At 25.6% G+C, this 25,148-nt stretch carries 24 protein-coding genes; 17 read left to right on the forward strand and 7 right to left on the reverse strand.

Translation table 11 applies throughout. The features are described from left to right. The first annotated feature begins 293 nt into the window (after positions 1–293). The gene (locus ACYUET_RS14775) at positions 294–503 is read left to right on the forward strand and encodes a zinc ribbon domain-containing protein (RefSeq protein WP_460280855.1); all 210 of its coding nucleotides are present in this window, start codon (positions 294–296) and stop codon (positions 501–503) included. Positions 504–650: 147 nt separating this feature from the next. Then, positions 651–2,003 (forward strand): MATE family efflux transporter, encoded by a 1,353-nt coding sequence (locus ACYUET_RS14780; protein WP_460280857.1) that lies wholly within the window; start codon positions 651–653, stop codon positions 2,001–2,003. 280 nt (positions 2,004–2,283) lie between these two features. Here the strand turns inward: ACYUET_RS14780 and ACYUET_RS14785 are convergent, their stop codons facing one another. Both ACYUET_RS14785 and ACYUET_RS14790 read right to left on the reverse strand, forming a co-directional pair. Beyond that, the gene (locus tag ACYUET_RS14785; protein ID WP_460280859.1) at positions 2,284–3,246 is read right to left on the reverse strand and encodes a permease prefix domain 1-containing protein; all 963 of its coding nucleotides are present in this window, start codon (positions 3,244–3,246) and stop codon (positions 2,284–2,286) included. A 5-nt stretch (positions 3,247–3,251) separates the two neighbouring features. Further along, on the reverse strand, positions 3,252–3,575 hold the full coding sequence (locus ACYUET_RS14790) for a PadR family transcriptional regulator (protein ID WP_460280861.1): 324 nt from the start codon (positions 3,573–3,575) through the stop codon (positions 3,252–3,254). Between the two features lie 387 nt (positions 3,576–3,962). Between ACYUET_RS14790 and ACYUET_RS14795 the strand changes: the two genes are divergently transcribed. The 9 genes from ACYUET_RS14795 to ACYUET_RS14835 all read left to right on the forward strand — a co-directional run bounded on the left by ACYUET_RS14795 (position 3,963) and on the right by ACYUET_RS14835 (position 14,123). Continuing rightward, on the forward strand, positions 3,963–4,511 hold the full coding sequence (locus tag ACYUET_RS14795) for a hypothetical protein (RefSeq protein WP_460280863.1): 549 nt from the start codon (positions 3,963–3,965) through the stop codon (positions 4,509–4,511). A 157-nt stretch (positions 4,512–4,668) separates the two neighbouring features. Continuing rightward, the gene (locus ACYUET_RS14800; protein WP_460280865.1) at positions 4,669–5,142 is read left to right on the forward strand and encodes a DUF2798 domain-containing protein; all 474 of its coding nucleotides are present in this window, start codon (positions 4,669–4,671) and stop codon (positions 5,140–5,142) included. A 708-nt stretch (positions 5,143–5,850) separates the two neighbouring features. Further along, a complete protein-coding gene (locus tag ACYUET_RS14805) occupies positions 5,851–6,507 on the forward strand; it encodes a response regulator transcription factor (RefSeq protein WP_460280867.1) in 657 nt (218 codons plus the stop codon). Positions 6,508–6,512: 5 nt separating this feature from the next. Next, complete coding sequence (locus ACYUET_RS14810; protein WP_460280869.1) at positions 6,513–7,958, forward strand: sensor histidine kinase; 1,446 nt, start codon at positions 6,513–6,515, stop codon at positions 7,956–7,958. Between the two features lie 202 nt (positions 7,959–8,160). Next, on the forward strand, positions 8,161–8,973 hold the full coding sequence (locus ACYUET_RS14815) for a hypothetical protein (RefSeq protein WP_460280871.1): 813 nt from the start codon (positions 8,161–8,163) through the stop codon (positions 8,971–8,973). 338 nt (positions 8,974–9,311) lie between these two features. Beyond that, entirely contained in the window at positions 9,312–10,205 is an 894-nt protein-coding gene (locus tag ACYUET_RS14820; RefSeq protein ID WP_460280873.1) for an ABC transporter ATP-binding protein, read from the forward strand. Positions 10,206–10,207: 2 nt separating this feature from the next. Next, positions 10,208–12,424, forward strand: a complete 2,217-nt coding sequence (locus tag ACYUET_RS14825; RefSeq protein ID WP_460280875.1) for a M1 family aminopeptidase — start codon at positions 10,208–10,210, stop codon at positions 12,422–12,424. Further along, entirely contained in the window at positions 12,417–13,136 is a 720-nt protein-coding gene (locus ACYUET_RS14830; RefSeq protein ID WP_460280877.1) for a hypothetical protein, read from the forward strand. Before ACYUET_RS14825 ends, ACYUET_RS14830 begins: the two co-directional genes overlap by 8 nt. A gap of 87 nt (positions 13,137–13,223) precedes the next feature. Beyond that, positions 13,224–14,123: a Gfo/Idh/MocA family protein gene (locus ACYUET_RS14835; protein WP_460280879.1), complete on the forward strand. Its 900-nt coding sequence runs from the start codon at positions 13,224–13,226 to the stop codon at positions 14,121–14,123. Between the two features lie 87 nt (positions 14,124–14,210). On the opposite strand, the gene ACYUET_RS14840 is transcribed toward ACYUET_RS14835, so the two are convergent. Beyond that, positions 14,211–14,756, reverse strand: coding sequence for a hypothetical protein (locus ACYUET_RS14840; protein WP_460280880.1), 546 nt, complete (start codon positions 14,754–14,756; stop codon positions 14,211–14,213). A gap of 44 nt (positions 14,757–14,800) precedes the next feature. Then, entirely contained in the window at positions 14,801–15,565 is a 765-nt protein-coding gene (locus ACYUET_RS14845; protein ID WP_460280881.1) for a DeoR/GlpR family DNA-binding transcription regulator, read from the reverse strand. 121 nt (positions 15,566–15,686) lie between these two features. On the opposite strand from ACYUET_RS14845, the gene ACYUET_RS14850 reads away from it, so the two are divergent. After that, positions 15,687–16,484, forward strand: a complete 798-nt coding sequence (locus tag ACYUET_RS14850) for an HAD family hydrolase (RefSeq protein ID WP_460280883.1) — start codon at positions 15,687–15,689, stop codon at positions 16,482–16,484. 511 nt (positions 16,485–16,995) lie between these two features. Further along, entirely contained in the window at positions 16,996–17,751 is a 756-nt protein-coding gene (gene surE, locus ACYUET_RS14855; RefSeq protein WP_460280885.1) for a 5'/3'-nucleotidase SurE, read from the forward strand. A 158-nt stretch (positions 17,752–17,909) separates the two neighbouring features. On the opposite strand, the gene ACYUET_RS14860 is transcribed toward surE, so the two are convergent. The 3 genes from ACYUET_RS14860 to rpsD form a co-directional block, all read right to left on the reverse strand. Next, positions 17,910–18,956 (reverse strand): YdcF family protein, encoded by a 1,047-nt coding sequence (locus tag ACYUET_RS14860; protein ID WP_460280887.1) that lies wholly within the window; start codon positions 18,954–18,956, stop codon positions 17,910–17,912. Positions 18,957–19,367: 411 nt separating this feature from the next. Next, entirely contained in the window at positions 19,368–20,069 is a 702-nt protein-coding gene (locus tag ACYUET_RS14865) for a hypothetical protein (protein ID WP_460280889.1), read from the reverse strand. Between the two features lie 124 nt (positions 20,070–20,193). Further along, positions 20,194–20,790 carry a 30S ribosomal protein S4 gene (gene rpsD / locus ACYUET_RS14870; RefSeq protein ID WP_460280891.1) on the reverse strand — a complete coding sequence of 199 codons (597 nt, stop codon included), beginning with the start codon at positions 20,788–20,790 and terminating at the stop codon, positions 20,194–20,196. A gap of 409 nt (positions 20,791–21,199) precedes the next feature. Here rpsD and ACYUET_RS14875 point away from each other — a divergent pair, with 409 nt between their 5' ends. From ACYUET_RS14875 to ACYUET_RS14890, 4 genes are all read left to right on the forward strand, one after another. Next, positions 21,200–21,445, forward strand: a complete 246-nt coding sequence (locus ACYUET_RS14875; protein ID WP_460280892.1) for a DUF6110 family protein — start codon at positions 21,200–21,202, stop codon at positions 21,443–21,445. A 267-nt stretch (positions 21,446–21,712) separates the two neighbouring features. Further along, complete coding sequence (locus tag ACYUET_RS14880; RefSeq protein ID WP_460280894.1) at positions 21,713–23,788, forward strand: heavy metal translocating P-type ATPase; 2,076 nt, start codon at positions 21,713–21,715, stop codon at positions 23,786–23,788. A gap of 215 nt (positions 23,789–24,003) precedes the next feature. Continuing rightward, positions 24,004–24,711, forward strand: a complete 708-nt coding sequence (locus ACYUET_RS14885) for a hypothetical protein (protein WP_460280896.1) — start codon at positions 24,004–24,006, stop codon at positions 24,709–24,711. A 62-nt stretch (positions 24,712–24,773) separates the two neighbouring features. Further along, positions 24,774–24,953 carry a hypothetical protein gene (locus ACYUET_RS14890; RefSeq protein WP_460280898.1) on the forward strand — a complete coding sequence of 60 codons (180 nt, stop codon included), beginning with the start codon at positions 24,774–24,776 and terminating at the stop codon, positions 24,951–24,953. The last annotated feature ends 195 nt before the right edge of the window (positions 24,954–25,148 follow it).

Genomic DNA, 25,148 nt, shown 5'->3' on the forward strand with positions numbered 1-25,148 from the left:
GTATAATTTTTTATAAAAAGCCTCCTATAAAAAATAGTAAATTATTTTTTTGTAGGAGCTATTATTATATATTTTAAAGGTTGAATTTTATAGGTTTTAGGGATAAATTACCAAATAAAATTACTTGGAATGACTTTTAAAATTGCTTATAATAAGACTAATTATATAATAGATAATTTATATTATTTATAGAATAAATTAATGTTAAAGAAATGGACTGTTTATTAATATTATAATTTAATTATTATATTAAATTGTTATATAAATAAAATAATTAGAGGGGGATAGAGTTTATGGAAAAGAAGCAATTTGTGTGTCCTAAATGCGGAAATCAACATTATGAATCAGATCAATTTCAAGCAACAGGTGGAAACTTTGCAAAGATATTTGATGTACAAAATAAAAAATTTATAACTGTTAGTTGTACAAGATGTGGTTATACAGAATTATATAAGGCGCAATCAGGTTCTGGTTGGAATATCTTAGATTTTTTAATGGGATAGAATAAATTATAATAAAGTGTTAAGAATAAAATTTTATAATTTCAATGAAGAAGAAATGTTCCAAATTTTTTGGAGCATTTTTATTTTTATGGAGTAGATAATGAAAATTGATATCAATTACAATCAATTAAAAGGAGTGATTTATTAATGAGTAAAAACAGAGAAGAATTGCTGCAAAAAGATCCTAAAAAATTGATGTTTAAGTTATGTACTCCAGCAATTTTAGGAATGGTTGTAATAGGACTATATTCATTTATGGATGGAGTATTTGCAGGACAATTGATTGGTAAAAATGCTATGGCAGCTGTATCTATTGCATATCCAATTACATTTTTTAATAGTGCTATATCTACTTTAATAGGAATTGGATCAGCATCTATTTTATCGAGATCTATAGGTAAAAATGATCAAAAAACTATAGATAAGATTATGGGAAACTTATTAAGTTTAGTATTAATTTTTTCAACTATTCTTATGGTTTTAGGGATTGTATTTACAAAAGAAATTTTAATCTTAACTGGTGCAGAGGGAGAAATTTTAGAATTAGCAGTAAAATATCTTCGGATTATTTTTACAGGTTCAATTTTTGTAAATTTTGCGCAAAGTGCTAATATGGTAATGCGTGGAGAAGGAATTATGAAAAAAGCTATGCTTTTTATGACAATAGGTGCCGTTTTAAATATAATATTAGATCCAATTTTAATAATATCTTTTGGTGAATATGGCATTGAAGGTGCAGCAGTAGCTACAGTAATCTCTCAAATTATACAATCTATTATTACAATGATTTATTTTATAAGAACAAGTAAAAATGTAAGATTTCATAAAATTAAAATTGAAAGAACACTTTTACCAGAAATATTTTCAGTAGGATTATCTGCTATGATGATGCAAGTTATGAGTATGGTACAACAGACATTGATGTATAGAATGGCAGCAAAGTATGGAGGAAGTAATCAATTAATATTAATGGGAGCAACATTAAGAATACAAGCATTATCTTTTATTCCTCTTTGGGGAATGAGTCAAGGATTACAACCAGTAGTTGGAACTAACTATGGAGCAAAACTATTTTCAAGAGTAAAGAAATGCACAAATACATTTATATTAGGTGCAACTATTCTTGCATGTGTATTTTGGATTCCAATTGAATTATTTCCTAGACAAGTATTATCTCTAATGATAACGGATATATCAATAGTTAGTGAAGGAATAAGTAATTTCAGAATAATGTATAGTGCATTTCCAGTACTAGGAGCATTTATTATGGGAGTAACATTTTTTCAGTCAATAGGAAATGCAAAAAATGCTGGTATACTAGTTTGCTTAAGACAGGTAATATTATTTGTGCCAGCAATTATATTATTTCCTGTTTTTTTAGGAATTAAAGCAGTTTGGTTTGTTACTCCAATGATAGATACAATAGTATTTCTGATATTATTGTACCTAATTAGTAGAGAATACAAAATTGTGAAACAACAATTAAAAGTAGTTAGATAGTTAAATTCTAATTTTTTAAATAGATTTTATATAATAGATAAAGGTGAATTTTATAATAACTATATTTTCATAAATGTTAATATAATACTTTTCAACCTTCAGATAAATTAAATTTTATCTGAAGGTTGAAAATTTGTTTATAATAAATATTAATTTTAAACTTTATATTTCAAAATAGTGTTTATATTAAAATATTAACGTTAACTTATAACTGGTAATAAAAAATTTAGTATATTTATTTTTAGATAGTAAGTTCAATTAAATAGGCTAGGATTAAAAATTATTTATTTTCACCTTTTAAAATATTATAAACTGAACTAAACATACCAAATAATATTCCTGTTATAGGAAAAACAATCCAGTTTATATGCCATATATGAAAAATAAAACCTGTGATTAAGAATATACAAACTGCTAAAGGCCAGATTATACTTGCAACTACATTTACAACTTTATTTTGTTCCTTTGGAAAATCTTTAATTTTTAGTAATATGGTAAAGCTTTCCTTGATATTTCCAAAGTATATAAAAATGAAAACTGCAATAGCAACAATCGTTAGTAAAAGAACTACTCCATAATCAGATGCATTACTATTTAAGCTATCTGTTATTAAAACTGCAATCGGTGATAATACACATAAACATACTCCAACTATTAGAGATATCATATAAGTTGATGAAAAAGCGTTAAACTTTTGTTCTAAATCTGATTTAACATGAATAGGTAACTCAAACTGTTTTTTTAGATAACTATATTTTTTTAATTCCATTCCAGAATAAATAAATAAAGCTACAGCAGGTAGAATCATAATAAATAAAGCTATAACCCCAGGTAAATCTGGGTTATTTTTTGATAGGTTAGTAAAAATAATATTATTTTCTATAAGACTAGTGATTAATATTAACATAGCTGCCGATAGAATACATAAAAATACTCCAATACCTACTAATAATCCTGCTCTTTTTTTAGCATTTATAAAACCATATGCTTCTTCTGAAGTAATAGTTGGAAGTTGAGACTCTATTTTATTAGTATCAATTTCAAGTTCATTAATTAGTTCATCAATATTTCCAAACTCTGAAATTACAATACCTATAGCTTCATTTTCAGATTTTCCTTCGTCTTTAAGCTCATTATATTTTTCTTCCATGTTTTCTAATAAGTCATTTTTTAATTTAAGAATTTGGCTTGTTTTTGGTAAACTGCTAAACATATTATCTAAATAATTTTTTATGGTTTCCATTTTAATCACTCCTTAATAAATTTATTAATAACTTCTTTTGTTAATTTCCATTCTTCACATTTTTCTTTATAGTACTTTAGACCTTCAGGAGTAATTTTATAATAAGTACGTTTTTTACCAGACGTTTGATCTTTATAAAAAGACTCTATATACCCATTTTTTTCAAGACGTGTAAACGCTGAATAAAGAGTCGTTTCTTTTATTATATATTTTTCTTCTGAAAGTTTTCTGATATTTTTTGATATTTCATATCCATAGGATTCACCAGCTTGTAGCATATAAAGAATAATAGTATCGTTATATCCTCGGATAATATCACTACTAATCAAAGTACCCCCTCCTTTACGATTACTACGATTATAATACTATATCTGTCGTAGTAATTTTAATATATCATATTTACTACGACAGGTACAGTACTTTTTAAAAATTAATTGTAAAAAAATAAATATAAAAATAATTTATAAAGGAAGTTTATAAGTTACTTTTAATAAAAAGAGAAGATGACGAAAATAAAGAGTAAAAATTGAGTTTAAATATAATTGAATTAATTAAGAATAGTAATTAAATTTTATAACTAAAAAATAATGTTATTTATATAAAAATATAGTATTTTATGTCGATAAATAATAGTGTAGATTAGATTCGTATTATAGATTTGTAATTTTAAGAATACACTTTTAATTTGATATATATTTATAAATATTGGAGGTAACATGTTAAATAAAATAAAAAATTTAATTAATGAAATAGAAATTAATAATAAGATGATTAATGAAAAAAGTTCTGTACTATTAAAATCTAAAGTAACAGAAATAATGGAGATAATTAATATTTCAAGAAAACATTTAGTTTATGAAAAAATAGATAACATAGAACGTTTTAGTCTTAATAGTAAATTTAGTGATTTGATATCATTTAATGATTTATGTAAACATGCTATGAAAGTAGATGAGTATAAGAGTGGAAGTAAAGATGTTAAGTGTTATATGAATGAGAAATATGGATTATATGAATTATGGTTATTATGGAATAATGAATTTTGCGTAACTCGTTTAAACTATGTAAATGATAAGAAAGGTATATATGAAAGAGAAGTTACAGATTATGGGAAATGTGCTTTTGAAATGTATGATAATCAATTTATATGGGATATGGATAATATAATAAAAAATATAATGGAGAACTTGGAGAGAAATTCAAACAGGAAAAAAAGTATAATGGATTCATTAGAATCACAGTTAAAGCAATTAAACAAAGTGTAAAATTCAATAAGGATATAATAAAAAAATAAAATTAGGGTATTACATCAATGAAAAAATTTATGCTATACTATGGAAGTCAATGCGTTGTACCGACGGTCATACCACTTGTCGTCGATACAGCGTATTTTTCAATTTAACTAAAAATAAGGAGGATATTATGGAAAAATGTATGCCTAGAAATGGAAAAGAGGGATTGATTTATGGGTGTGTTATATGTGCATTGACTTGCATTTTTATGGCAACTATGAATATTTGTATTAATATGGGGGGAGTTTCAGGAGCGTCTATAGTTACAGCATTAAAAGCATTTCCATTAGTTTTTATAATTGCGATGATACTTGAAATGTTTATTGTAGGGAAGGTAGCTGATAAATTAGTTTCTATTTTTATTTTACCAACAGATAGTTTAAATGCTCATATTATGTTTAGGACATTTTTTACTGTTATTGGTATGTCTATTATTATGACAAATGTGGGAGGAATTTTAGCAAGTGGGCTTAGTCTAGAAGTCATTAAAGAATTTCCAATTTGTTGGCCACGTAACTTTTGTGTAGTTATGTTTTTAGAGTTACTTATTGTACAACCTATTGCAAGAAATATAATGAGAATAATGCATGAAATCAACGGATAAAACTGAGTTAATGAACTAAGTGTTTAGAAATAAAAAGTTTTGAAAAATTAATTAGTAAGCATTATAATCTCATAACATATAATAAGTTACTTTCTAAAGTATGGAAAGAAAATAATAATACTATGAAAAATATTGGTATTGATAATTTCTATAAAGCTCAGAAATAAAAAACAAGATATTAATTAGTGATAACTATAATTTGTAAAAATAAGAAGTATCTAAAAAGGTACTTCTTATTTTTCTATATTTTGAGAAAAGTTTACAACTATTTTACAATGTTTTTGAAGAGTTTGTTATATAATGGATGTATAAATTAGCATTCATTATATGCTATGTTTTAAGTAAATGTTGGATATTTTAGAGTTCTTAAGTGAGAGTCAAAAGTGAAAATCCAAAAGTGAAAATTCAAATTTTATATTTGGTTATTTGAACTTTCACAGAGTGAAATTTTATATTTTGTTTCTCTAACTTATTGGACGAATGTATATGAGTCAAGTTTCCTATGTTAATCCTGTCCGTAGACTTTATCCGATAGCTAGTATCTGTAATTTTATAACAGCTACACGCTCATGGATAACGACTTCTAACCATCAGCCAAAGACAAGCTTTATCTGATGATAAGAATTCTGTTTATACTATAATATCAATACTGTTTTAAAATATAATTTTACTAAAAATATTGACATAATTGTACTAGGGGGAAGAAATTTGAAAATAAATGTTTTAATTATAGAAGATGATGAGGCTATTTCTAATTTAATAAAAATAAACTTAAGTATGGCTGGTTATGAAAGCAGGCAGATATTTGATGGATTAGAAGCTTTTAATTTATTAAAAGAAGAATCTTTCGATTTAATACTCATGGATATTATGCTACCAGGTATGGATGGCTTTGAATTAATGAAGAGAATAAAAGATTTAAATATACCAGTAATATTTCTGACAGCTAAAAATGGACTTGCTGATAAGGTGACTGGATTAACATCAGGTGCAGAGGATTATATTGTCAAACCATTTGAAACAGTTGAATTACTAGCAAGAATTGAAATAGTTTTAAGAAGATATTCTAAAAATAAAGATTGTATAGAATTTAAGAATTTAAAGATATATGAAGATGAAAGAATTATAAAAAAAGAAGATGAAAGAATTGATCTTACTTTAAAAGAATTTGAACTTATGCTTATGCTTGTAAAAAATAAAAATATGGCTTTATCAAGGGAATATTTATTAGAAAAGATATGGGGATATGAATATATGGGTGAAACAAGAACAATAGATACTCATATTCAAAAAATAAGGAAAAAGTTAGACATTATGGATGACATAAAAACTGTATATAAAATTGGATACAGATTAGAGGAGTAGAATATATGAAGTTATGGCAAAAAATATACTTTTTTTCTTTATTATTGCTTATATTTACTTTAAATATAGCTGGATTTATACTGATACAAAAATTCCATAATGATGTATTAAAAAAAGAAGTTGAGAAATGTCTTGTAGAACAAAAATTTGTTTCTTCAGAATTCAGAATTAATTCTTTAGCTTTGCAAAAAAGTTATTATTTAGATAGTTCTCCTGATATTAATATGTCAATCAGCGCTTTAATGAGTGAGTATAACAATTTGATTAATCATGAAATTGGACAACATGGAGATATAGAAATTTTAGATACCCAAAATAAAATATTATATTCAGATGTAAAATTTCCTGTTTCAGATGAAAAACAGGAATTAGAAAACCTTCCTTTAGGAAAAACAAACTATATTATTCGAACATTAGATGGAAAGCAGTATTTATATGTATCCAGTTTAGTTAATGTGTATAATGTCCCAATAAAAATACATTATGCTAAAGATATTTCAAGCATATACACCGAAAAAATGAGTCATTATGCTCTTTTTATCAAATTGGATATTTTAATCTGTTCTCTTTTTGCTGTTTTTATGTTTTTTGTAAGCAGATTAATAACAAAACCAATAAATACGTTAATAGAGTCTACTCAGAAAATATCTTTGGGACAATATTCTGAAAGGGTAAGCATAAAATCAAAGGATGAATTTAATGTTCTTTCAAATCATTTTAATCTAATGGCTCAGACAATAGAAGATAAAATAAATGAGCTGGAAATGTCTAATATTGAAAAGGAAACTTTCATAAATAATCTTACTCATGAACTTAAGACTCCTTTGACTTCTATAATTGGATATGCAAATTTAATAAGAACATCAAAATATAATGAAGAGTTATTTTTTGAATCTGCAAATTATATTTATAAAGAGGGAAAAAGACTTGAGAAGATGGCTTTTAAAATGATGGATTTAATTTATGCTAAGACTCAAGAATTTAAATTAACACCTGAAAAAATTATGCCAATAATATATGAAGTAGAAAAATCTCTCTCTGCTAAGCTTAGAGATAAAAATATAAATTTAATTATTGAAGGGGAAGAGTGCATATTAGATGTGGACAAAGATTTAATTAAGATGGCATTATGCAATTTAGTAGAAAATGCTATAAAAGCATCTAATAATGATTCTAAAATATATTTAAAAGTATCTGTTTTACAAGATAAGACTTATATATCTATAGTGGACTTTGGTTTTGGAATGGCAAAAGAACATTTGGATAAAATATGGCAGCCTTTTTATGTTGTTGATAAAGCAAGGTGTAGAAAGAATAATGGAGCAGGAATTGGACTTTCTATTTGCAAAAAAATAGTGGAAGTTCATAATGCAGATATTAAAATAAGTAGTGAATTAGGTAAGGGTACAGAAGTAAATTTAATTTTCAGGAATTCTGTTATTACTATATAGTAATTAAATTTATAAGTTAAAAGTAAAATAAAAAAATGGCTATGTTTTAAAACATAGCAAAAAATAAATGAAAGTTTACAACTATTTTACAATTGGAATAAACTTCTGGGACATTTAAATTTTATAATTAAAGTGTGGTAAGTATTACACACAATTAAGACTGAATGAAAAATAAAAATATGTTGTATGTGGAGGAATTATTATGTTTTCAAAAAAGTTAACAGCAGTATTAGTTGCATTAGGAGTAGTAGCATCTACTAGTGCTTTATTTAATGAAATTAACATAAAAGGAGCTTTTGCAGATAGTGTAAAACAAAATGTTGTTTATACTAAAGATGATGCATCAGTAGCTTCTAAAGATGATTTTGATGTAACTGGTTCTGAAGAGGAAGCTTATAGGGATAAGTCTTTAGATGTTTTAAAAAATTACTTTAACATATCAGTTAAAGAAAATGAAAACTTTAAGTTTAGTGCATGTGTATTAAATGAAAAAACTTTAGATGAACTAAAGGTAAAAGAAAAAGAAGCAATACAGGAGTCATATGATCACAAGGAGATTTCTAAGGAAGAGTATGATAAACAAATAGCTTACGCTGAAAAAAATGATGATGGACTTAAAAACAGAGTAGAAAAATTAAAACATGGAATGGTTCAAACAGGATGGGTTGGCGTTGACACGGATGAATGTTATATGCTTGACTTCAATGAAAATACAAAGGAAGTAGATTTTGTATTGGTTAGTGAAGATATTCCTAAGGAATCAGATGTTCCATTAAAAATTAGTGAAGAAGAATTAAAAAATACAGCAGAGAATTTTATTAAAGAACATAAATTAGAAGATATAGAAAACCCTAAATGTATACTTGTAAAAGGAAAGCGTCTTTTTTATCAAGATGAAAATGATTCATCTAGAAAGGTAGAAGTAAGGATCAATTTATTTACAGGTAAAGTAAATAGTTTTTCAGTAAATGAATATGCAGATTTTGAGTATAATAGAGTAATTAATGAAAAATAAATAGATTAAAAATAGGTAATTATGTATATAAACAGGTTAAGAATGACTTAAAAAGATCTTAGCCTGTATTTTATTTACATAAGAACATTATAAATATTAATAGTTCAAAATTATTTTAGAAAACTTTAAGACTTTTGTAAGAAAATTAGAAAGAGTTTCTTATAAAATGTTATGTACTATAAAAGTAGATTAAAAACTTAAATTAATAAAGTATTATTGATAAAGTATTACCATTATTATCATAAAACTTAGAAAAAGTCTTAATATTAAGAAGTATTAAAAGATTAAAAAAGTACTTTTTTTATATTGGATATTTAAAGAAAGGATAAAAAAACATTATGAATATTTCGATTAAAAATTTAAATATGATTTATCCAAAAGGGAAAAAAGCATTACAGGACATTTCATTAGAAATGGAAAGTCCAAGCCTTATTGGTCTTTTAGGGCCTAATGGAGCTGGAAAATCAACACTTATGAAACTCCTTGTAGCAGGATTACTACCAACTAATGGAGAGATTATTATAGATGGTGTACCTTTGCTTAAAAATGAAAAAAAGTTAAAAGGAAGATTAGGATATTTGCCACAATCATTTGGACTTTATGACGAACTTACAGTATGGCAGTTTCTTGATTATATAGCAGCACTGAAAGGAATAAACAATAGAAAAAGAATTATTAATGATGTCATTAAGAAGACTAATCTAATGGAAAAAAGGAAAGCACGTATTTCCACTTTATCAGGTGGTCAAAGACAACGTGTAGGTATTGCTCAAGCACTTATGGGAAATCCAGAACTCCTTATTTTTGATGAACCAACCGTTGGCCTTGATCCTGAGGAACGTATTAATTTTCGTAACTTATTTTCTAGAACAGCACAAGACAAAATTGTCTTATTATCTACCCATATAATTGAGGATGTACAATCAGTGTGCGATAAACTGATTGTTATTAATCATGGTCAAATTTTGTTTACAGGTACACCAGAGCAACTGATTGTTTTAGCTCATAATCATGTTGGGGTATTTGAGGAGAAAAAAGCAGAAAGTACTAATTTTAAAGAGGAAGTGAAAAAAAATAGTAATCAAGAATATAAGATAACAGCTAGAGTTAATACATCACGAGGAATTGTTTGTCGTATTGTAGCAGAAACACTGCCAGATTTTGCACAAGTTGTAGAGCCTACCTTAGAAGATGCTTATATGTATCTTATTATGGAAAAAGAGGTGATCTAAGAATGAAACTCTTTTTATATTTAAGAGTAGAATTAAATCGTATTTTTCATTTAAAAATAGTTTATTTAGTTATGATATTAACAATGATTTCTCCAATGGCAGGATATAAGTTATATAAAACTTCATGGTTTTCAACTTTATCTGGTGATTTGATTGCAAATCCATCTATGGCTGGAGCGCTAGGAGGGGGGATTTTATTTGCAATTTTAACATTGTTAGAATTTGATAGGGTGCGTAAACATGAAACAGAGGCATTAACTAATAGTATTGTTTCTCCATTAATACTTAATATAGTAAGATTGATATCAATAGGAATAGTAGCTATTATTTCTGTTTCTATTACATCAGTACTTTATTTTCCATATACATTTATAAAAATGGGAAATATTTTTGATCCTTATACTTATTGGAATAGTTTTTTTCTTTTAATGCTTCCATCTGTATTATTTTCAATCTTAGTGATTTCTGCATTTTACCAGATTTTTGGTCGCGTAGATATCAGTATGGTTACATTTATTGCATTTATGTTAGTTGGCTTTAGTAAATGGTTTGAGAATGTTAATATTTTACATTGGATAAATCCAATTATTAATGCACTTTCCGATTATTTTGGTAATGATATAGTATTTCGTTTGATGCAACATAATCGTTTATTTTGGTTCTTAGCATTTGGTGGGTTATGGTTAATAGGATTGTTATGTGTACGTCGTTATGAAAAAGGGTTATTTAAGTCAATTTTCTACAATTCAAGGAAAGTATATATTCCTTTATTTGTTGTGTTATTAATCAGTAGTGCAGTTTATGCTTATATAAATCAACCTAATATTTCCTTAGAATCTAAATTCAATACTTCAACTGAACGCAATAAACAACTTGAATTATATAATACTGATTTAGATATAGTATTTGATACTAACAGAGATAGAGTTTCAGGAAAGGTAACTTATTTTATTAAAAATTTGAGTAATAGTGAACAAGAATGTAACCTTGTAATGAACTCTGGATATACTGTTCACAAGATAATAGTAAATGGAAAAGAAATTACATTTAAGAATTTAAACAATAAAAAGAACAATATTATATTTAATGTACCAGATGATAAAGAAATTAATATTAATTTAGAATATGATGGTACGCCAAAAATTTTTGAAGAGGATGGAGATCTTTTTGTTGTATCATGTAACCTTAATAACAAAGGCATAGATTTTTTTAATGCAAGTTTTATTTATCCACAACTTAGGGTATCAATTAATAAGGATGGAGCACCAGTTGAAGGAAATTTCACTATGCCGACAGAGTTTACACCAATGGTATATGGAGAACAGATACGAGAAGATGATGAAGAGCATAAAGTTGTAAGGAGTGTTGATGGAAACACAGTAAAAATGGTTTCTCAAAATGGAAAAAATAAAATTTGGTCTTTCCATGTTAAAGGTGAAAGTTTCTTCACTATTATGGGAGGAGATTATGTTATAAAGAAGCTTGGTGATAGAAGTATGCCAATGGAGTTTTATTATAGTCGTAAAATTGAAGAACAAATGAAAGATATGAATGCCGAAAAGGTTATGGATGACACTATTAAATATTGTACCTCTCACTATGGTAAGTTGCATAATATTTCCGAGGATAACCCATTAAAAATAGTACAAAGAACCATATTTATTTGTGGTGGATTAGGATTACCCAATTTTAGTACTATTCCAGAAAGTAGTTTTAGTGATAAAAATCTAAATGATAAATTAAATGGAGCAACAAAAGCTGAAGTACTAGGGCATGAGCTTGCACATCAATGGTGGGGATTAACAAGTATAGGTGAAGGTGAAAATAATGAAAACTGGTCAGCAGAAGGTTTTGCCGTATATACTACGTATCTAGTTGCGAAGGAAGCATATGGTGAAGAATATGCAAAAAATAATTATATAGATATATGGAAGCAAAGTGTAAAAGAACAAGATAATAATTTTTATAATAGGCATCCAGAATATTTAGATATACTACCAGAAAAATATGCTGATGAAGTTAGTGACTACAATAGAGTCACACGTTTATATGCAAAAATGCCTCTTCAAATTTTGAAAGCTGCTGATTTAGTTGGCGGTGAAGATAAAATGAATAAAATCCTAGCTAAACTATATGAGAATAGTGCAAATTCAAAAATTACATGGCAGGACTTTTTAGATACCTGTGGATTAAAAGAGGAGGACTTAAACATTGAGTAGCTTATTTAAATATGAACTAAAAAGATTGCTTATAAATAAATTTTTCTTAGGATTACTTATTATTTCTGCTTTTTATAGCCATCAGATTATGTGTGGGGATATTATTCTTGGGATTTCAAATACTGCTCCATTTTCTAGCTGGAGTTATGGAGTATATCTTGGTAAAATGCTACCGATTTTACTTGTTGCTTTGCTATTTTTTATCTCTTTTCTTTATTCAAAACAAGAAAAGAAGGTACAGGATTTAACAAAAGCAACCCCTATCGATCCATTTAAGTTTAAAATGTTACGTTATGTATCTATTATTATAGCTTTTGTTTTAATTTCTCTTGTACCTATTGGATATAGTCTTTGGTTTTATAAAGTGAATTTTCATTTCACTAACTTTGGAAGTCTTGTATTGCCAACTCTTGTTACACTAATACCATCAATGTTGTTTATATTTGGTCTAGGAGTTTTTGGCGGACAATATAATCAAGTAATAGTTTTTGTTTTAATGGTAATTGTAATACTTGTGAATTATCTTCCATTACCTTATGCTGTTGATTTATTTGGGGGTAATTTCTATTCAAACTACCCACTATCTTTGGACATAGTAGAACCAGCTTTTTCAATACCTGGAAATGTATTAATTGGGAAACTTATATATGTATTAGTTGGAATTGTAATGATTTTAGCGACTAGTGTTTCAAAGAAGCAAAACAATTGTTAGATTCTCTATTATTATAATTAAATAAATTATATTATAATTAATATATTGTAAAAAAATTCATTAAAAGAAATATAGGAGAATAACAATATGAGAATTGGAATTATAGGTATAGGGAAAATTTGCAAAAAAGCATATCTTCCATTTATAACAAGTAAGGAAGATATAGAGCTTGTATTATGTACAAGGAATACAAGTACCTTAAATGAAATTAGTAAAAAATATAGAATTAAAGAATCTGTAACAAACATAGATGATTTAATAAAAAGTAACGTTTGTGGAGTTTTTATACACTCATCTACAGAATCACATTATGAAATATGCAAAAAGCTTTTAGAAAATAAGATAAATGTTTATGTTGATAAACCAATAAGTTATTGTTATGAGGAAGGAGTAGAACTTTATAATATAGCAAAGAAGAATAATGCATTACTAATGGTTGGTTTTAATAGAAGATTTTCTCCAAGAATAAAAGAATTAAAAGAATTAGGAACGGCAAATATTATCATTATGCAAAAAAATAGGTTTAAAGAACCAGAAGAAAAGAGATTTTTTGTATTTGATGATTTTATTCATGTTATTGATACAATAAGATTTTTAATGAATGGTGAAGTAGATGATATTACTGTTGATTATAAGAAAAAAGGAGAGAAAGTTTCTTCAGTGCTAGTAAAATTATCAAATAAAAATACAACTTCTATAGCTATTATGAATAGAGAAAATGGAATAAATGAAGAAACATTAGAGTATATGACAACTTCTAAAAAGGTTGTTTTAAAGGAGCTTGCCTCTAAAAAATCTTTTGAAGAAAATAAAACTTCTATGGAAGAGTTCGGGGCATGGGAGACTACTCTATATAAAAAAGGATTTGAGGGTATAATAGATGAATTTTTAAATTGTATTCAAAATAATAATAAGCCATCAATTACAATAGAGGATGCCTTAGAGACTCATAAACTTTGTGAAGAAATAGTTCGAAAAATTAATTGATATTAAAGAAAGAAAAATAATATTACGATATGTTTTGGAATAATGATTAAAATATATCAATTTTTAAGGGAAGTCTATTGGCTTCCCTTATTTGACTATGATTTTATTACGTTTAAATTTAATTCTAGCTTTTATTCCTACACATAAAAATAAACTTGGCAAAAAAATATGGTATATATTTAAAATATCTGAATTTGAAGCCTCTGTTGAAATATCATTAAAGTTATTATTTATTAATGATGTAATAATTTCTATTGGAAAAGTAATGTACTTAAGTAGTGAGAAAGAGCTAAAATACTGCCATTTATAATCATGATCAAACCACCATTGACATAGAAAATTATCATCGCCTGAATAATGATTTAAAAATTTATAATCTGTATTATGAAAACAAATTCCCCATACAACTGCACCAATAATAACAAAAGTAATAACTGATAAATAATTTTTCTTAAACGAACCAAGATTATCAAGAAAACAAAAACCATATAAAATATATAAAATAATTAAAAGGATGATTATAAGCAGAATTAATGGACTGTTAAAATATGTAATATTCGGGATATCAATAATTTTTAATATTAATGTTACAACAATAAAACAGATTATTGATTTTAAATTATTCAAAATCATACCAATTGTATTCCTCCTTAATTGATTAAATAGTAATTAGATTTTTATATTAAATCAACATAATATTCGTCAAGCAAATTAACTATAGATTTATTAGGTAGAGATTCAGTAATAATACCATGAAAATCTACTGCATTTGAAAAAATAAAATTACCATTTGTTTTAAATTTCTCATTTAACATCACTAAAAATAATTCTTTAGATATGCTTATCATAGCTTGTTTGGTAGAGGCATCTTCTGAGAGCGTGGTACTTATACTACCATCGCTAAGATCAATTCCAGTACAACCTAAAAATACTTTATTACAACGATATTTTTTGATTTGTTCAATAGAGTATGACCCAATACTGCCTCCTACAAGTGAATTATAGTCTCCACCAATGAAAATAAAATGCGTTTTTGAATTTTCAGGAATTAATGATGATATTTCAAACATATTTGTGATTAAAGTGATAGGCTTATCATTTTTTACTATTAATTTTGCAATTATATATGAAATAGTTGATGCATCTAAAAAAATAGTATCATTTTCATTTATTTGATTAAAGGCTTTTTGAGCAACAATTTCTTTTAAATCCATGTTTTCAACTACACGCTTACTAAAACTTTGACAATTAACAATTGTATGTCTTACATTTATAGCTCCACCATAAGTACGTTGTAATAGATTTTTTTTCTCTAAAGCCTGAAGGTCTTTTCTTATCATACTCTCGCTTACATTAAATTCTTTACTTAAATCTTTAACTAATACTTTTCCATTTTTGTCTAATAAGTCTAAAATATATTTATAACGCTCTTCAATAAACATTTTTAAATCTCCTAAAATTACTATTTATTATCATTGTAATATAAATTTATAATGAATTCAATTGACAAATGGGAATAAACGATATAAAATCAGAACAAATAGGAAATAAGGGGATGGATTTATGAAGAAAGTTATATTTTTAGATATAGATGGTACATTATTAGATTGTTTTAATGGGTTAGTAGAGATTACACCGAAAGTTAAAAAGGTAATTCGTTCATTACAAAAAAATGGAGATTACGTTTTTATTGCTTCAGGTAGACCTTATGCATTTTTGAGCCAAGCTATATTGGATTTTGGATTTGATGGATTTATTTTAGCAAATGGAGCCCAAGTAATAATCAATAATAAGACTATATATAATGATCCTATAAATAAAGAGTTTGTAAAAAAATTAATATCTGAGTTTGAAAAACATAATATTCAATATATATTAGAGGGTGAATTGTATTCATATATGAAAGAATATTTTAAAGAGTTTTATAATTTTTATGATGGTTTAGGCATTTCAAGAAGATATATAACTAGTAATTATGATATTGAAGAAATTAATGTTCATAAAGTAGAAATGTTATGTAGTGATAAAGAAACTTCAAAAGTATGTTTATCATTAATAAAAAGTAATTCTGATTATGATTATTTTAGTAGTATAGATGAAAAATCTTTTGAATTATATGCAAAGAAAAATACTAAAGCAACTGGAATACTAAAAGCTTTAGATTATTTAAATATTCCAATTGAAAATAGCTATGCATTTGGAGATGGGAAAAATGATATAGAAATGTTATCAATAGTTGGATGTGGAATAGCAATGGGAAATGCATGTGATGAGGTTAAAAAATATGCAAACAAAGTTACAGATACTGTGTATAATGATGGTGTGGCGTTAGGAATAGAAAAATATGTGGTTTGTTGTTAAACTTCTAATATAAGAGCTAAAATTGAATATAATTTTGCAAAAGAGGAATGGATTATTAATCAAGTGTGATTTCAGAATTATACACTATTTTGGGTAGGCTACCTAGGATTGGACTAAGAATGTTTTAATATTCTAATTTCTATATAATAATGAAGTCAGAACACTACTTAAGTTTGTGTCTGGCTTTTTTTATTATATTAAGCTAGTTTATGAATTGAGAAAAATCTTTTAGAGCATTTTAATAATGAATGGGAACTAGTTAATAAGAAAATTCATAGACTTAATATTATAAGATAGTTATTAGAAAATATTAAAGTGCAAATACTATTCACATATTGGTTTTTGATAATTAGATTTAATTTTAGTATTATTAATATATAAATATAAAAAGTATTATAAAAAGTTAGAATTTATATAAGAATATAGATTTTAAGCTAAAGGTATATTTTTTATTAAAGTATATCTTAAATTGAAACATATAATGTATGATATTAATAATATAGGAGGAATTATGAATATTTTAATTACTAACGATGATGGAATAAGCGCTAGAGGAATAAGAGTTTTAGCTGAAAAAATATCAAAGAAGCATAATGTAATAGTTGTTGCACCAAGGGAACAAAAAAGTGCATCCAGTCATTCAATATCCATCCATACACCAATTAAAATCAGGGAAGAAAAGATTTCAGGATTAAATTGTAAGGCATATAGTGTCGTTGGAACTCCAGCGGATTGTACTCAGGTAGGCTTATCTTTATTAGCAGATGATATCGATGTTGTTATTTCAGGAATAAATAGAGGAGTTAATAGTGGAATTGATATTCTTTATTCAGGTACTGTTTCTGCTGCAATAGAAGGAGCAATTTATAATGTACCATCAATTGCAATATCTATGGAAGTAGATTGGGATAGAGATGATGAAGATTATTCTAAAGCTGCTAATTGGGTAAGCAAAGTTCTTGACTTGGCAGAAGAAAAATATTTAAAAAACAATGTGGTTTTAAATATTAATGTTCCTAATATAGATGAACAGGATATAAAAGGATTAAAAGTATGTAAGATTGGAAAATCTACTTATAAAACAGAATACATTCTTTTAGATGAAGATGATGATAAAATTTATCAAACAAAAGGTGTTAGAAATGAAATAGAAAAAGATGAAACTGATTTATATTTTTTGTCTCAAGGATATGTTACATTAACACCACTACATTTTGATTTTACTAATTTTAAAATATTAGATGAAGTAAAGGAAATTTTTGAATAAAAAATATTATATAAAATAATAGGGTATAGCTTAAAATAAACATATTCATAGAAATTTTAAGCTATACCTTTATTTTTTTAATCAAAAGCAATATATAGGTTATAATATTTTTAAGAAAAATAAGGCTATGTTTTAAATGTCATAGCCTTAAATGAACTCTATAAATAAGGTGCAACAAAGAAATGCTGTATAATAACTAAAAATAAATTTATTATTATAAATGCAGAAATAATAATTGCATGTCTTTTTTTATACATTACTACAAAAGCAATATATTCTCTAATCATAGCATTGGGTAAGAAATAAAGAGCTGTTTTAGAACCAATTCCTTGACTTTTTAAACCAGCTTTTCTTGCATAAATTCCAGCACGGAATAAATGGAAATTATTTGTTACAAATATACTAGAAGAATTTTTTGGAACTATGTTCTCTATTATTTGTTTAGAAAACGTCATATTTTGTAATGTATTAACTGATTTATCTTCTAAAATAGTATCTTTAATAGGAATACCATTTTCAACGGCATATCTTTGCATAGCTAAGGCTTCTGAAATTTTCTCGTCAGGTCCTTGCCCACCAGAAAAAATAATTTTGGGTGGAGTAGTAACAAGACTTTGTTTATTATAGAACTCAATAGCTTTCTTAATACGACTAGCTAATAAAGGAGGAACTCTCTCTCCAATCAATCCACTACCTAAAACAACAATAAAATCTTGATTTAATTTTGGTCTATTAAATTGATAAAGAAAAGATATCATTAAAAAATTAAAAACGTCAAATAAATAATAGAATACAATAGTACTAAAACCACCTAAAAACATATTTACTTCATCAGGAAAAATGTTTTTACTTATAATAGCAGAGAAGATTAAATATAAAATTAATCCTATTGCTAAAAAGAAAGTTAACATATTAGCACGGGTTCTACTTTCGCGTTTTAGAACAATTTTAGCATTTATAAATAATGCTAAAATTAATGCATAAATGCCAAATATAAGCACTAAAAAAACTATTATACCAAAAGCAAGAACTAAAAACATTAAAAAACTATTTTGTGTTTCAAATGCTATATCAACAGTTGTTATCATTGCAGAAAATAAGAAAATATTAAACAAAAGTCCATTAATTAATTTTCTTGAATCCATTAAATAGGAAGTTAAAAAAATTATAAATGTGATTAATGTTAATGTTAATAAAAAAACCATTATGCACCTCCATATAAGTTTAATTAATAAAAAGTAGAGTTTTTAAGATTATTTTATTTAAAATCTTAAATATGTAAATTAATTAAGTAAATTTAAAAAAATAAATATTCTTATTACTGATATTAAGTAGGCTTAAAGTAAAAGTCAATGTCAAAAAATGTGTTTTATTTAAAAATATCATAGAACCTATATTAAATAATAAAATTAAAAGAAGATGATTTCTATATTTTATAAAAATCATCTTCTTTTAATTTAATGCTTTTTTAGAATATCGTTTATATGGCATTAATTTTTTATATTTTTAAGGAGTGAAATTTTTTAGTGCTAATAGAGAATTAATGTAATAGAAGGTGTACAGTATTCTGGCAAAACACTGTTAGGTTAATTATGATTAAATTCTCTATTAAGTTACTAAAATAATATTGGTATATTTATATTTAATATATCAATAAATCTTTTATTTAATAAAGGTTCATTGAGTACATTATCACAAGTAAATTTAAGATCACTTAAACTCATAGAAAGTTCTTCTTCAACAAATTCTTCAAAATCCCATCCTATAGATTGAGTTATAAATTCATATGTATCTGAAGGTGAATTAAAAATTTTAATGAACAATTTTTTTTCAGGGTCATTATCCCATCTAGAATTAAAGTCATTACAAAATGAATTTAATTCTAATAATAGCTTGTCTTCATTACTTTCCCAAAGTGAATTTAAAAAATTATAAGATTGTATCATTGAATTAAAATCATTTATATTAATAGAATTATTTTTAATTACCTCTTGAGTTACAATATCAAAGGTAGATACTGGAATAAAGAATCCTTCACATGTACGATCAAAATAAGTTAAAAATGAAGTAGGTAAGAATACATGTTGTAAAAAACCTAAAAGAGAATTTAGTGAAGGATAAACTACCCATCCGCATTTTAAAATACTTTTTTTTGAGTCTAGTATTCCAGTATAAGCAATTTTAGATTCTGTAGTTATAGAGTTTTTATTAAAAGAACCTTCCCATAATGGATAATCATTTAAGATTTTATTTTCCCAAAATAAGTAGTCTTTATAATTATTTTTTATATTTAGGTTTTTATCTGTATTGCCTTTCATGTAATATACCTCTTTTCAATGATGCAATTAATTAAAGAACAAAAGTAATTTTTTATTTACTATTGTTTTTAATGGCCTATATTTAAAAGCAAACCTTATATAAAAAAATATAGGTCATTAATTATTAAAGTTTTGAGTAGTATTCTACTACTAGTGAATCATTAATTTGTATTGGAATCTCATGTCTTTCAGGGTGTCTTATAAGAGTACCTGAAAAATTAGATTCATTTTTATTTAGATATGGATATACATTGGTAAGTTGTGATAAAAAGTTTTCTTTAAAAAGTTCATTTTTTTGTGACTTTTCTTTTAAATTAATCACATCTCCAATTTTTACATTGAAAGAAGGAATATTTACTTTATTATCATTAACTAAAATATGTCCATGAACAACCATTTGACGTGCTTGAGCAACTGAAGTTGAAAAGCCCAATCTGTAAACTAAATTATCTAATCTACATTCTAGTCTTTTTATTAAAGCAGAGCCAGTTTGTTCTTTATCTTTAAGTGCTTTCTTTACATAAGTTGCAAATTGCTTTTCCATTACCCCATAGTATGCTCTTAATCTTTGTTTTTCAAGAAGTTGAGTACCATAAGATGAAAGCTTCTTCGCGTTTCTAGCACTTCCATTATTTTCTCTTTTCATAGCTTTTGGATGTCCGATAACATTTAATCCTAATCTTCTACATAATTTAAATCTTGGTTGCCTCATTTTTGCCATAATAATATCATCTCCTGTAAAGATTTGCCGCGATAAAATTAAGCCTGAAAATAATATAACATATAAAAGTTGAATTGTAAATGAAAATCATTATCAATTTTAAAATATTTTTATAACCTAATTTTTATTACATTTAAACTGTTTAATATATAAATTCCAATAAAGTTTATTTAAATTATTAAATTAAGTATTTGTAAAATATTTAATAATTTTAAGAATAAGTTTTATAGAGTAATTTAGGATAATCATATAATAAAAAAATTATAAGATATAAATAATTAGTAGTAGTAGAATAAAATTATGAATTTCAAATTCAATTGACAATCATTTTTAATATGTGATATTATAATTTTTGTAAAAATATAATTTAAAATGTAGAAATATAAAAATATAGAATGAAGAGGTAGCTATGGAAAAAATATTTAAAAATGAAAAACTTATGATATTTGCAGGTGGAGTTGTTGCTGGTACTTTAGGAGTTAAAGCTTTGAAGAGTAAAACAGCTAAAAAATTATATGTTAGCACATTAGCTAATGGAATGAAACTTCAACAAGACGCACAAAATTTATTTGAAACAATGAAAGAAGATGCACAAGATATGTGTTATGAAGCAAGAAAAAGTGCTTTAGAAAATGATCTATCTTCTGAAAAATAAGATTTAATTAAAAATTATTTTATATTAGGTTTCATTAGCTTTATAGACAAGCTGATGAAACCTAATATTTAATTAAGGCACATAAAAATAAATAATAAGTCCAAAGTTGCAATGAATATTTTTCATAAGGCAAGGAGAGAAATTGTCCTCATTGTCTGTCTATTAGGTCAATTTGAAAAGGCAGTATGATGGAAAATAGGCTGGCAAATAGACTTGTTATTTTTTTGATTGTGCCTAAGGAATAATGCAAAAGGACGTGATTTATAGATGAAATATAAAATAGTCCATGATATGCCAGGCCGTTTAAGAGTGAGATGTGGAGAATTTGCTTTTTCATTAGAACAAAGCTATAGCATAGAATATGTTTTAAAAAAAAGTGACTATATTGAAGATGTAGATGCCTGTCATGTTACTGGAAGTATTCTGATTTTTTATAATGAAAATTTTAAAGAAAAAGTATTTGAGATAATTTCTAATATTAATGTATCAGAATTACCAGAATTGGATGATGACAATAAAGAAAATTCAAAGGAAATAGATAGAGAATTTCAAAATACACTTTTACATATGTTTGGAAAAAGATTATTTATAAAATTATTTATGCCAACACCCATACGTAAAACATTAGCTATTTGGAATTCTTTTAAATTTATGAATAAAGGTGTAACTAGCTTATTACAAGGAGAGATAAATGTTGATGTATTAGATGCAGCATCAATTGGAGCAGCTTTATCTCAAAAAGCTTATAAAACAGCAGGTTCTATAATGTTCCTACTTAATATTTCAGAATTACTTGAAGATTATACAAGAAAGAAAACTAAAAATGAACTTACTAAAAGTTTAGCTATAAATGTAGAAAGTGTATGGTTAGCAAATGATGATAAAGAAATATTAATACCTATAGGAAATCTTCAAGTTGGTGATAAAATAGTTATTCATACTGGAAATGTCATACCTGTTGATGGTGTCGTTTGTGATGGTGAAGCTATGGTGAATCAATCTTCAATGACAGGGGAACCTCTTGCTATTGAAAAAGGGAAAGATGATGTAGTATATGCAGGGACTGTTGTTGAAGAAGGCGACATAAAAGTAGAGGTAAAAGCTTTATGCTCAGAAAGTAGAATTAGCAAGATTATTGAGTTAATAGATAATTCAGAGGAATTAAAAGCTAATATACAAGGTAAAGCTGAAAAATTAGCAGATAATATTGTTCCATTTAGTTTATTTGGAGCAGCAGCAACATATTTAATTACAAGAAATATCACAAAAGCATTAGCAATACTGTTAGTAGACTATTCATGTGCAATAAAATTATCTACACCAATTTCAGTGATATCTGCAATGAGAGAGGCATCAACTCATAAAGTTATGGTTAAAGGTGGAAAATATTTAGAAGCATTAGCAGAAGCAGATACAATTGTATTTGATAAAACTGGAACATTAACTGTAGCATCTCCAACAGTAGCTAAAGTTGTAGCTTTTGATGGATTTGAAAGAAATTATGTATTAAAGACATCAGCATGTTTAGAAGAACATTTTCCACATAGTGTAGCAAGAGCTATTGTTAAAAAAGCAGCAGAAGAAGAACTTCATCATAAAGAAGAACATGCAAAAGTAGAATATGTTGTAGCACATGGAATAGCTTCATCTATTAATGAAGAAAAAGCAATAATAGGAAGTTATCATTTTGTATTTGAAGATGAAGGAATTTCATTGTCTGATAAACAAAAAGAACTTATAGAAAAAGAAAGTAATGGTTATTCTCTTATTTATTTAGCAGTTGGAAATAAACCAGCAGGATTCATTTGTATAAGTGATCCAGTAAGGGAGGAAGCAAAACAAATAATTTCAAATTTAAAATATACTGGAATAAATCAAGTAATAATGTTAACTGGTGATGGAGAAAAAAACGCTAGAATTGTAAGTGAAAAGTTAGGAATAGATAAATTTTATGCGCAAGTATTACCAGAAGAAAAAGCTAATATTATAGAAGAACTAAAAGAAGCTGGACATAAAGTAATAATGGTAGGTGATGGGATTAATGACTCACCAGCACTTGCAGCAGCAGATATATCTATTTCTATGAAAGATGGTTCAGATATAGCAAAGGAAGTTGCTGATGCAACATTAATGTCATCTAATTTAGAATCACTTGTCACAGTTAGAAAGATAAGTCAAAATTTAATGGTAAAGATAAATAAAAATTATAGAAATATACTTTGGTTTAATACATCACTTCTTGTACTTGGTTTATTTGGATATATAAGACCAACAACATCAGCTGTATTACATAACTTATCTACCATGGGAATAAGTGCAGATAGTATGCGTCCTTGTTTATAATTTATTATATTAAAATATATCTTCTCATAAACTTAATAAGTTTTTATGAGAAGATATTTTAATATTCCTCAATATAAAAAACAATTATGATATTAGGCACATTCAAAAAAATAATAGACCAGTATGCTCGTCTATTATTTTATTTCATGTGCCTTATTGTATTAAAACTAAAAAGATAAAAATATAGAAAAAATAATATTTAAGGTGGATAATATATGTTTAAAAGTAGTAAGAAAGATATTAGTAATTTTATAATTAATAAACAGTTTAATAAGTTAGAGAATACAATAAAAGATGTAAATTTTTTAGTTGAAGATATTAAAGAAAGTCAAAAAAATTATAGATATTCTAATATAATGTCAGCATTAGATGATTTTGAACAATCATTATTAGAAAATAACGAAGAAAGAAAAATTTTTATTCAACTTATGGCTCAAAGCAAATTAAATATAGGATTAGATAATGTATTAAGAGAATTTATAAATTTAGTGAGTTTTTTTGCACAATGGGAAGAATTAAATATTTTTGAAAAGAATTTTGGGTCTATTAAGTATTCAGAAAAAAATGTGGAAAAAAAGTTAAATCAATTATGTGAGAATTATGTTTATTTAAAAAAAGGAATAAAAACATTAATAGATCTAAAAATATCTCAAGGTATAGAAGAAGAAAAATTACAATATTTATTTATAAAGCTAGAGAATTTAGATGAAATAATAGAAGAAAATAAAATATATAATTGGTTACCTCCTGAAAATGAAGAGAATTCTTGGCAGCATCAATTATTATATGGAAGAAATTATGTGAATCATAAATTTAAAGAAGATAATACTATAAATAAAAGCTTAAATGCAACGAAAATAGTAAATATAAACCAAATATTACATAACTCAAAAAAAGTTATAAAAAACATATTAAAAAAATAGGCTATATTTTATGAGGAAGTTAATTTACTTGAACATAGCTTAAAATAGAAGGAGGAGTATTTATGAAGTGTAAAATTAAAGAATGTTATAATACTGTGAAAGAGGATGAGAAATATTGTAAATATCATTTAATAAAGAGAAATTCTAAAAATAGAAAAATTATCGCATTAGTTGGTATTGCTACTAGCTTATCAGTTATTGGTATTACTGGAATAAAAAAATTAATAAAAGAAAAATTTTAAAGTAAAAATTCTTTCAATTTTAATATTTGTACATAAATAAATCTATGTTTACTATGAGTGACATAGATTTATTAATTTAAATGATATTAATATAAGTAGGCTATTATTAAATGATAAAAAATGCCAAATATAAAGTTAATAAAATAATTTTTATTTTTATTATTTTATGATATATTGTTAATATAAAAATTTCCC

This window comes from Clostridium sp. CTA-5, from assembly GCF_054768135.1.

What these genes read in the sequence shown, in the direction of transcription:
- ACYUET_RS14775 (WP_460280855.1), top strand. Translation starts at nt 294, where the DNA reads ATGGAAAAGAAGCAATTTGTGTGTCCTAAATGCGGAAATCAACATTAT.
- ACYUET_RS14780 (WP_460280857.1), top strand. Translation starts at nt 651, where the DNA reads ATGAGTAAAAACAGAGAAGAATTGCTGCAAAAAGATCCTAAAAAATTG.
- ACYUET_RS14785 (WP_460280859.1), bottom strand. Translation starts at nt 3,246, where the DNA reads ATGGAAACCATAAAAAATTATTTAGATAATATGTTTAGCAGTTTACCA.
- ACYUET_RS14795 (WP_460280863.1), top strand. Translation starts at nt 3,963, where the DNA reads ATGTTAAATAAAATAAAAAATTTAATTAATGAAATAGAAATTAATAAT.
- ACYUET_RS14800 (WP_460280865.1), top strand. Translation starts at nt 4,669, where the DNA reads ATGGAAAAATGTATGCCTAGAAATGGAAAAGAGGGATTGATTTATGGG.
- ACYUET_RS14810 (WP_460280869.1), top strand. Translation starts at nt 6,513, where the DNA reads ATGAAGTTATGGCAAAAAATATACTTTTTTTCTTTATTATTGCTTATA.
- ACYUET_RS14815 (WP_460280871.1), top strand. Translation starts at nt 8,161, where the DNA reads ATGTTTTCAAAAAAGTTAACAGCAGTATTAGTTGCATTAGGAGTAGTA.
- ACYUET_RS14820 (WP_460280873.1), top strand. Translation starts at nt 9,312, where the DNA reads ATGAATATTTCGATTAAAAATTTAAATATGATTTATCCAAAAGGGAAA.
- ACYUET_RS14825 (WP_460280875.1), top strand. Translation starts at nt 10,208, where the DNA reads ATGAAACTCTTTTTATATTTAAGAGTAGAATTAAATCGTATTTTTCAT.
- ACYUET_RS14835 (WP_460280879.1), top strand. Translation starts at nt 13,224, where the DNA reads ATGAGAATTGGAATTATAGGTATAGGGAAAATTTGCAAAAAAGCATAT.
- ACYUET_RS14840 (WP_460280880.1), bottom strand. Translation starts at nt 14,756, where the DNA reads ATGATTTTGAATAATTTAAAATCAATAATCTGTTTTATTGTTGTAACA.
- ACYUET_RS14845 (WP_460280881.1), bottom strand. Translation starts at nt 15,565, where the DNA reads ATGTTTATTGAAGAGCGTTATAAATATATTTTAGACTTATTAGACAAA.
- ACYUET_RS14850 (WP_460280883.1), top strand. Translation starts at nt 15,687, where the DNA reads ATGAAGAAAGTTATATTTTTAGATATAGATGGTACATTATTAGATTGT.
- surE (WP_460280885.1), top strand. Translation starts at nt 16,996, where the DNA reads ATGAATATTTTAATTACTAACGATGATGGAATAAGCGCTAGAGGAATA.
- ACYUET_RS14860 (WP_460280887.1), bottom strand. Translation starts at nt 18,956, where the DNA reads ATGGTTTTTTTATTAACATTAACATTAATCACATTTATAATTTTTTTA.
- ACYUET_RS14865 (WP_460280889.1), bottom strand. Translation starts at nt 20,069, where the DNA reads ATGAAAGGCAATACAGATAAAAACCTAAATATAAAAAATAATTATAAA.
- rpsD (WP_460280891.1), bottom strand. Translation starts at nt 20,790, where the DNA reads ATGGCAAAAATGAGGCAACCAAGATTTAAATTATGTAGAAGATTAGGA.
- ACYUET_RS14875 (WP_460280892.1), top strand. Translation starts at nt 21,200, where the DNA reads ATGGAAAAAATATTTAAAAATGAAAAACTTATGATATTTGCAGGTGGA.
- ACYUET_RS14880 (WP_460280894.1), top strand. Translation starts at nt 21,713, where the DNA reads ATGAAATATAAAATAGTCCATGATATGCCAGGCCGTTTAAGAGTGAGA.
- ACYUET_RS14885 (WP_460280896.1), top strand. Translation starts at nt 24,004, where the DNA reads ATGTTTAAAAGTAGTAAGAAAGATATTAGTAATTTTATAATTAATAAA.
- ACYUET_RS14890 (WP_460280898.1), top strand. Translation starts at nt 24,774, where the DNA reads ATGAAGTGTAAAATTAAAGAATGTTATAATACTGTGAAAGAGGATGAG.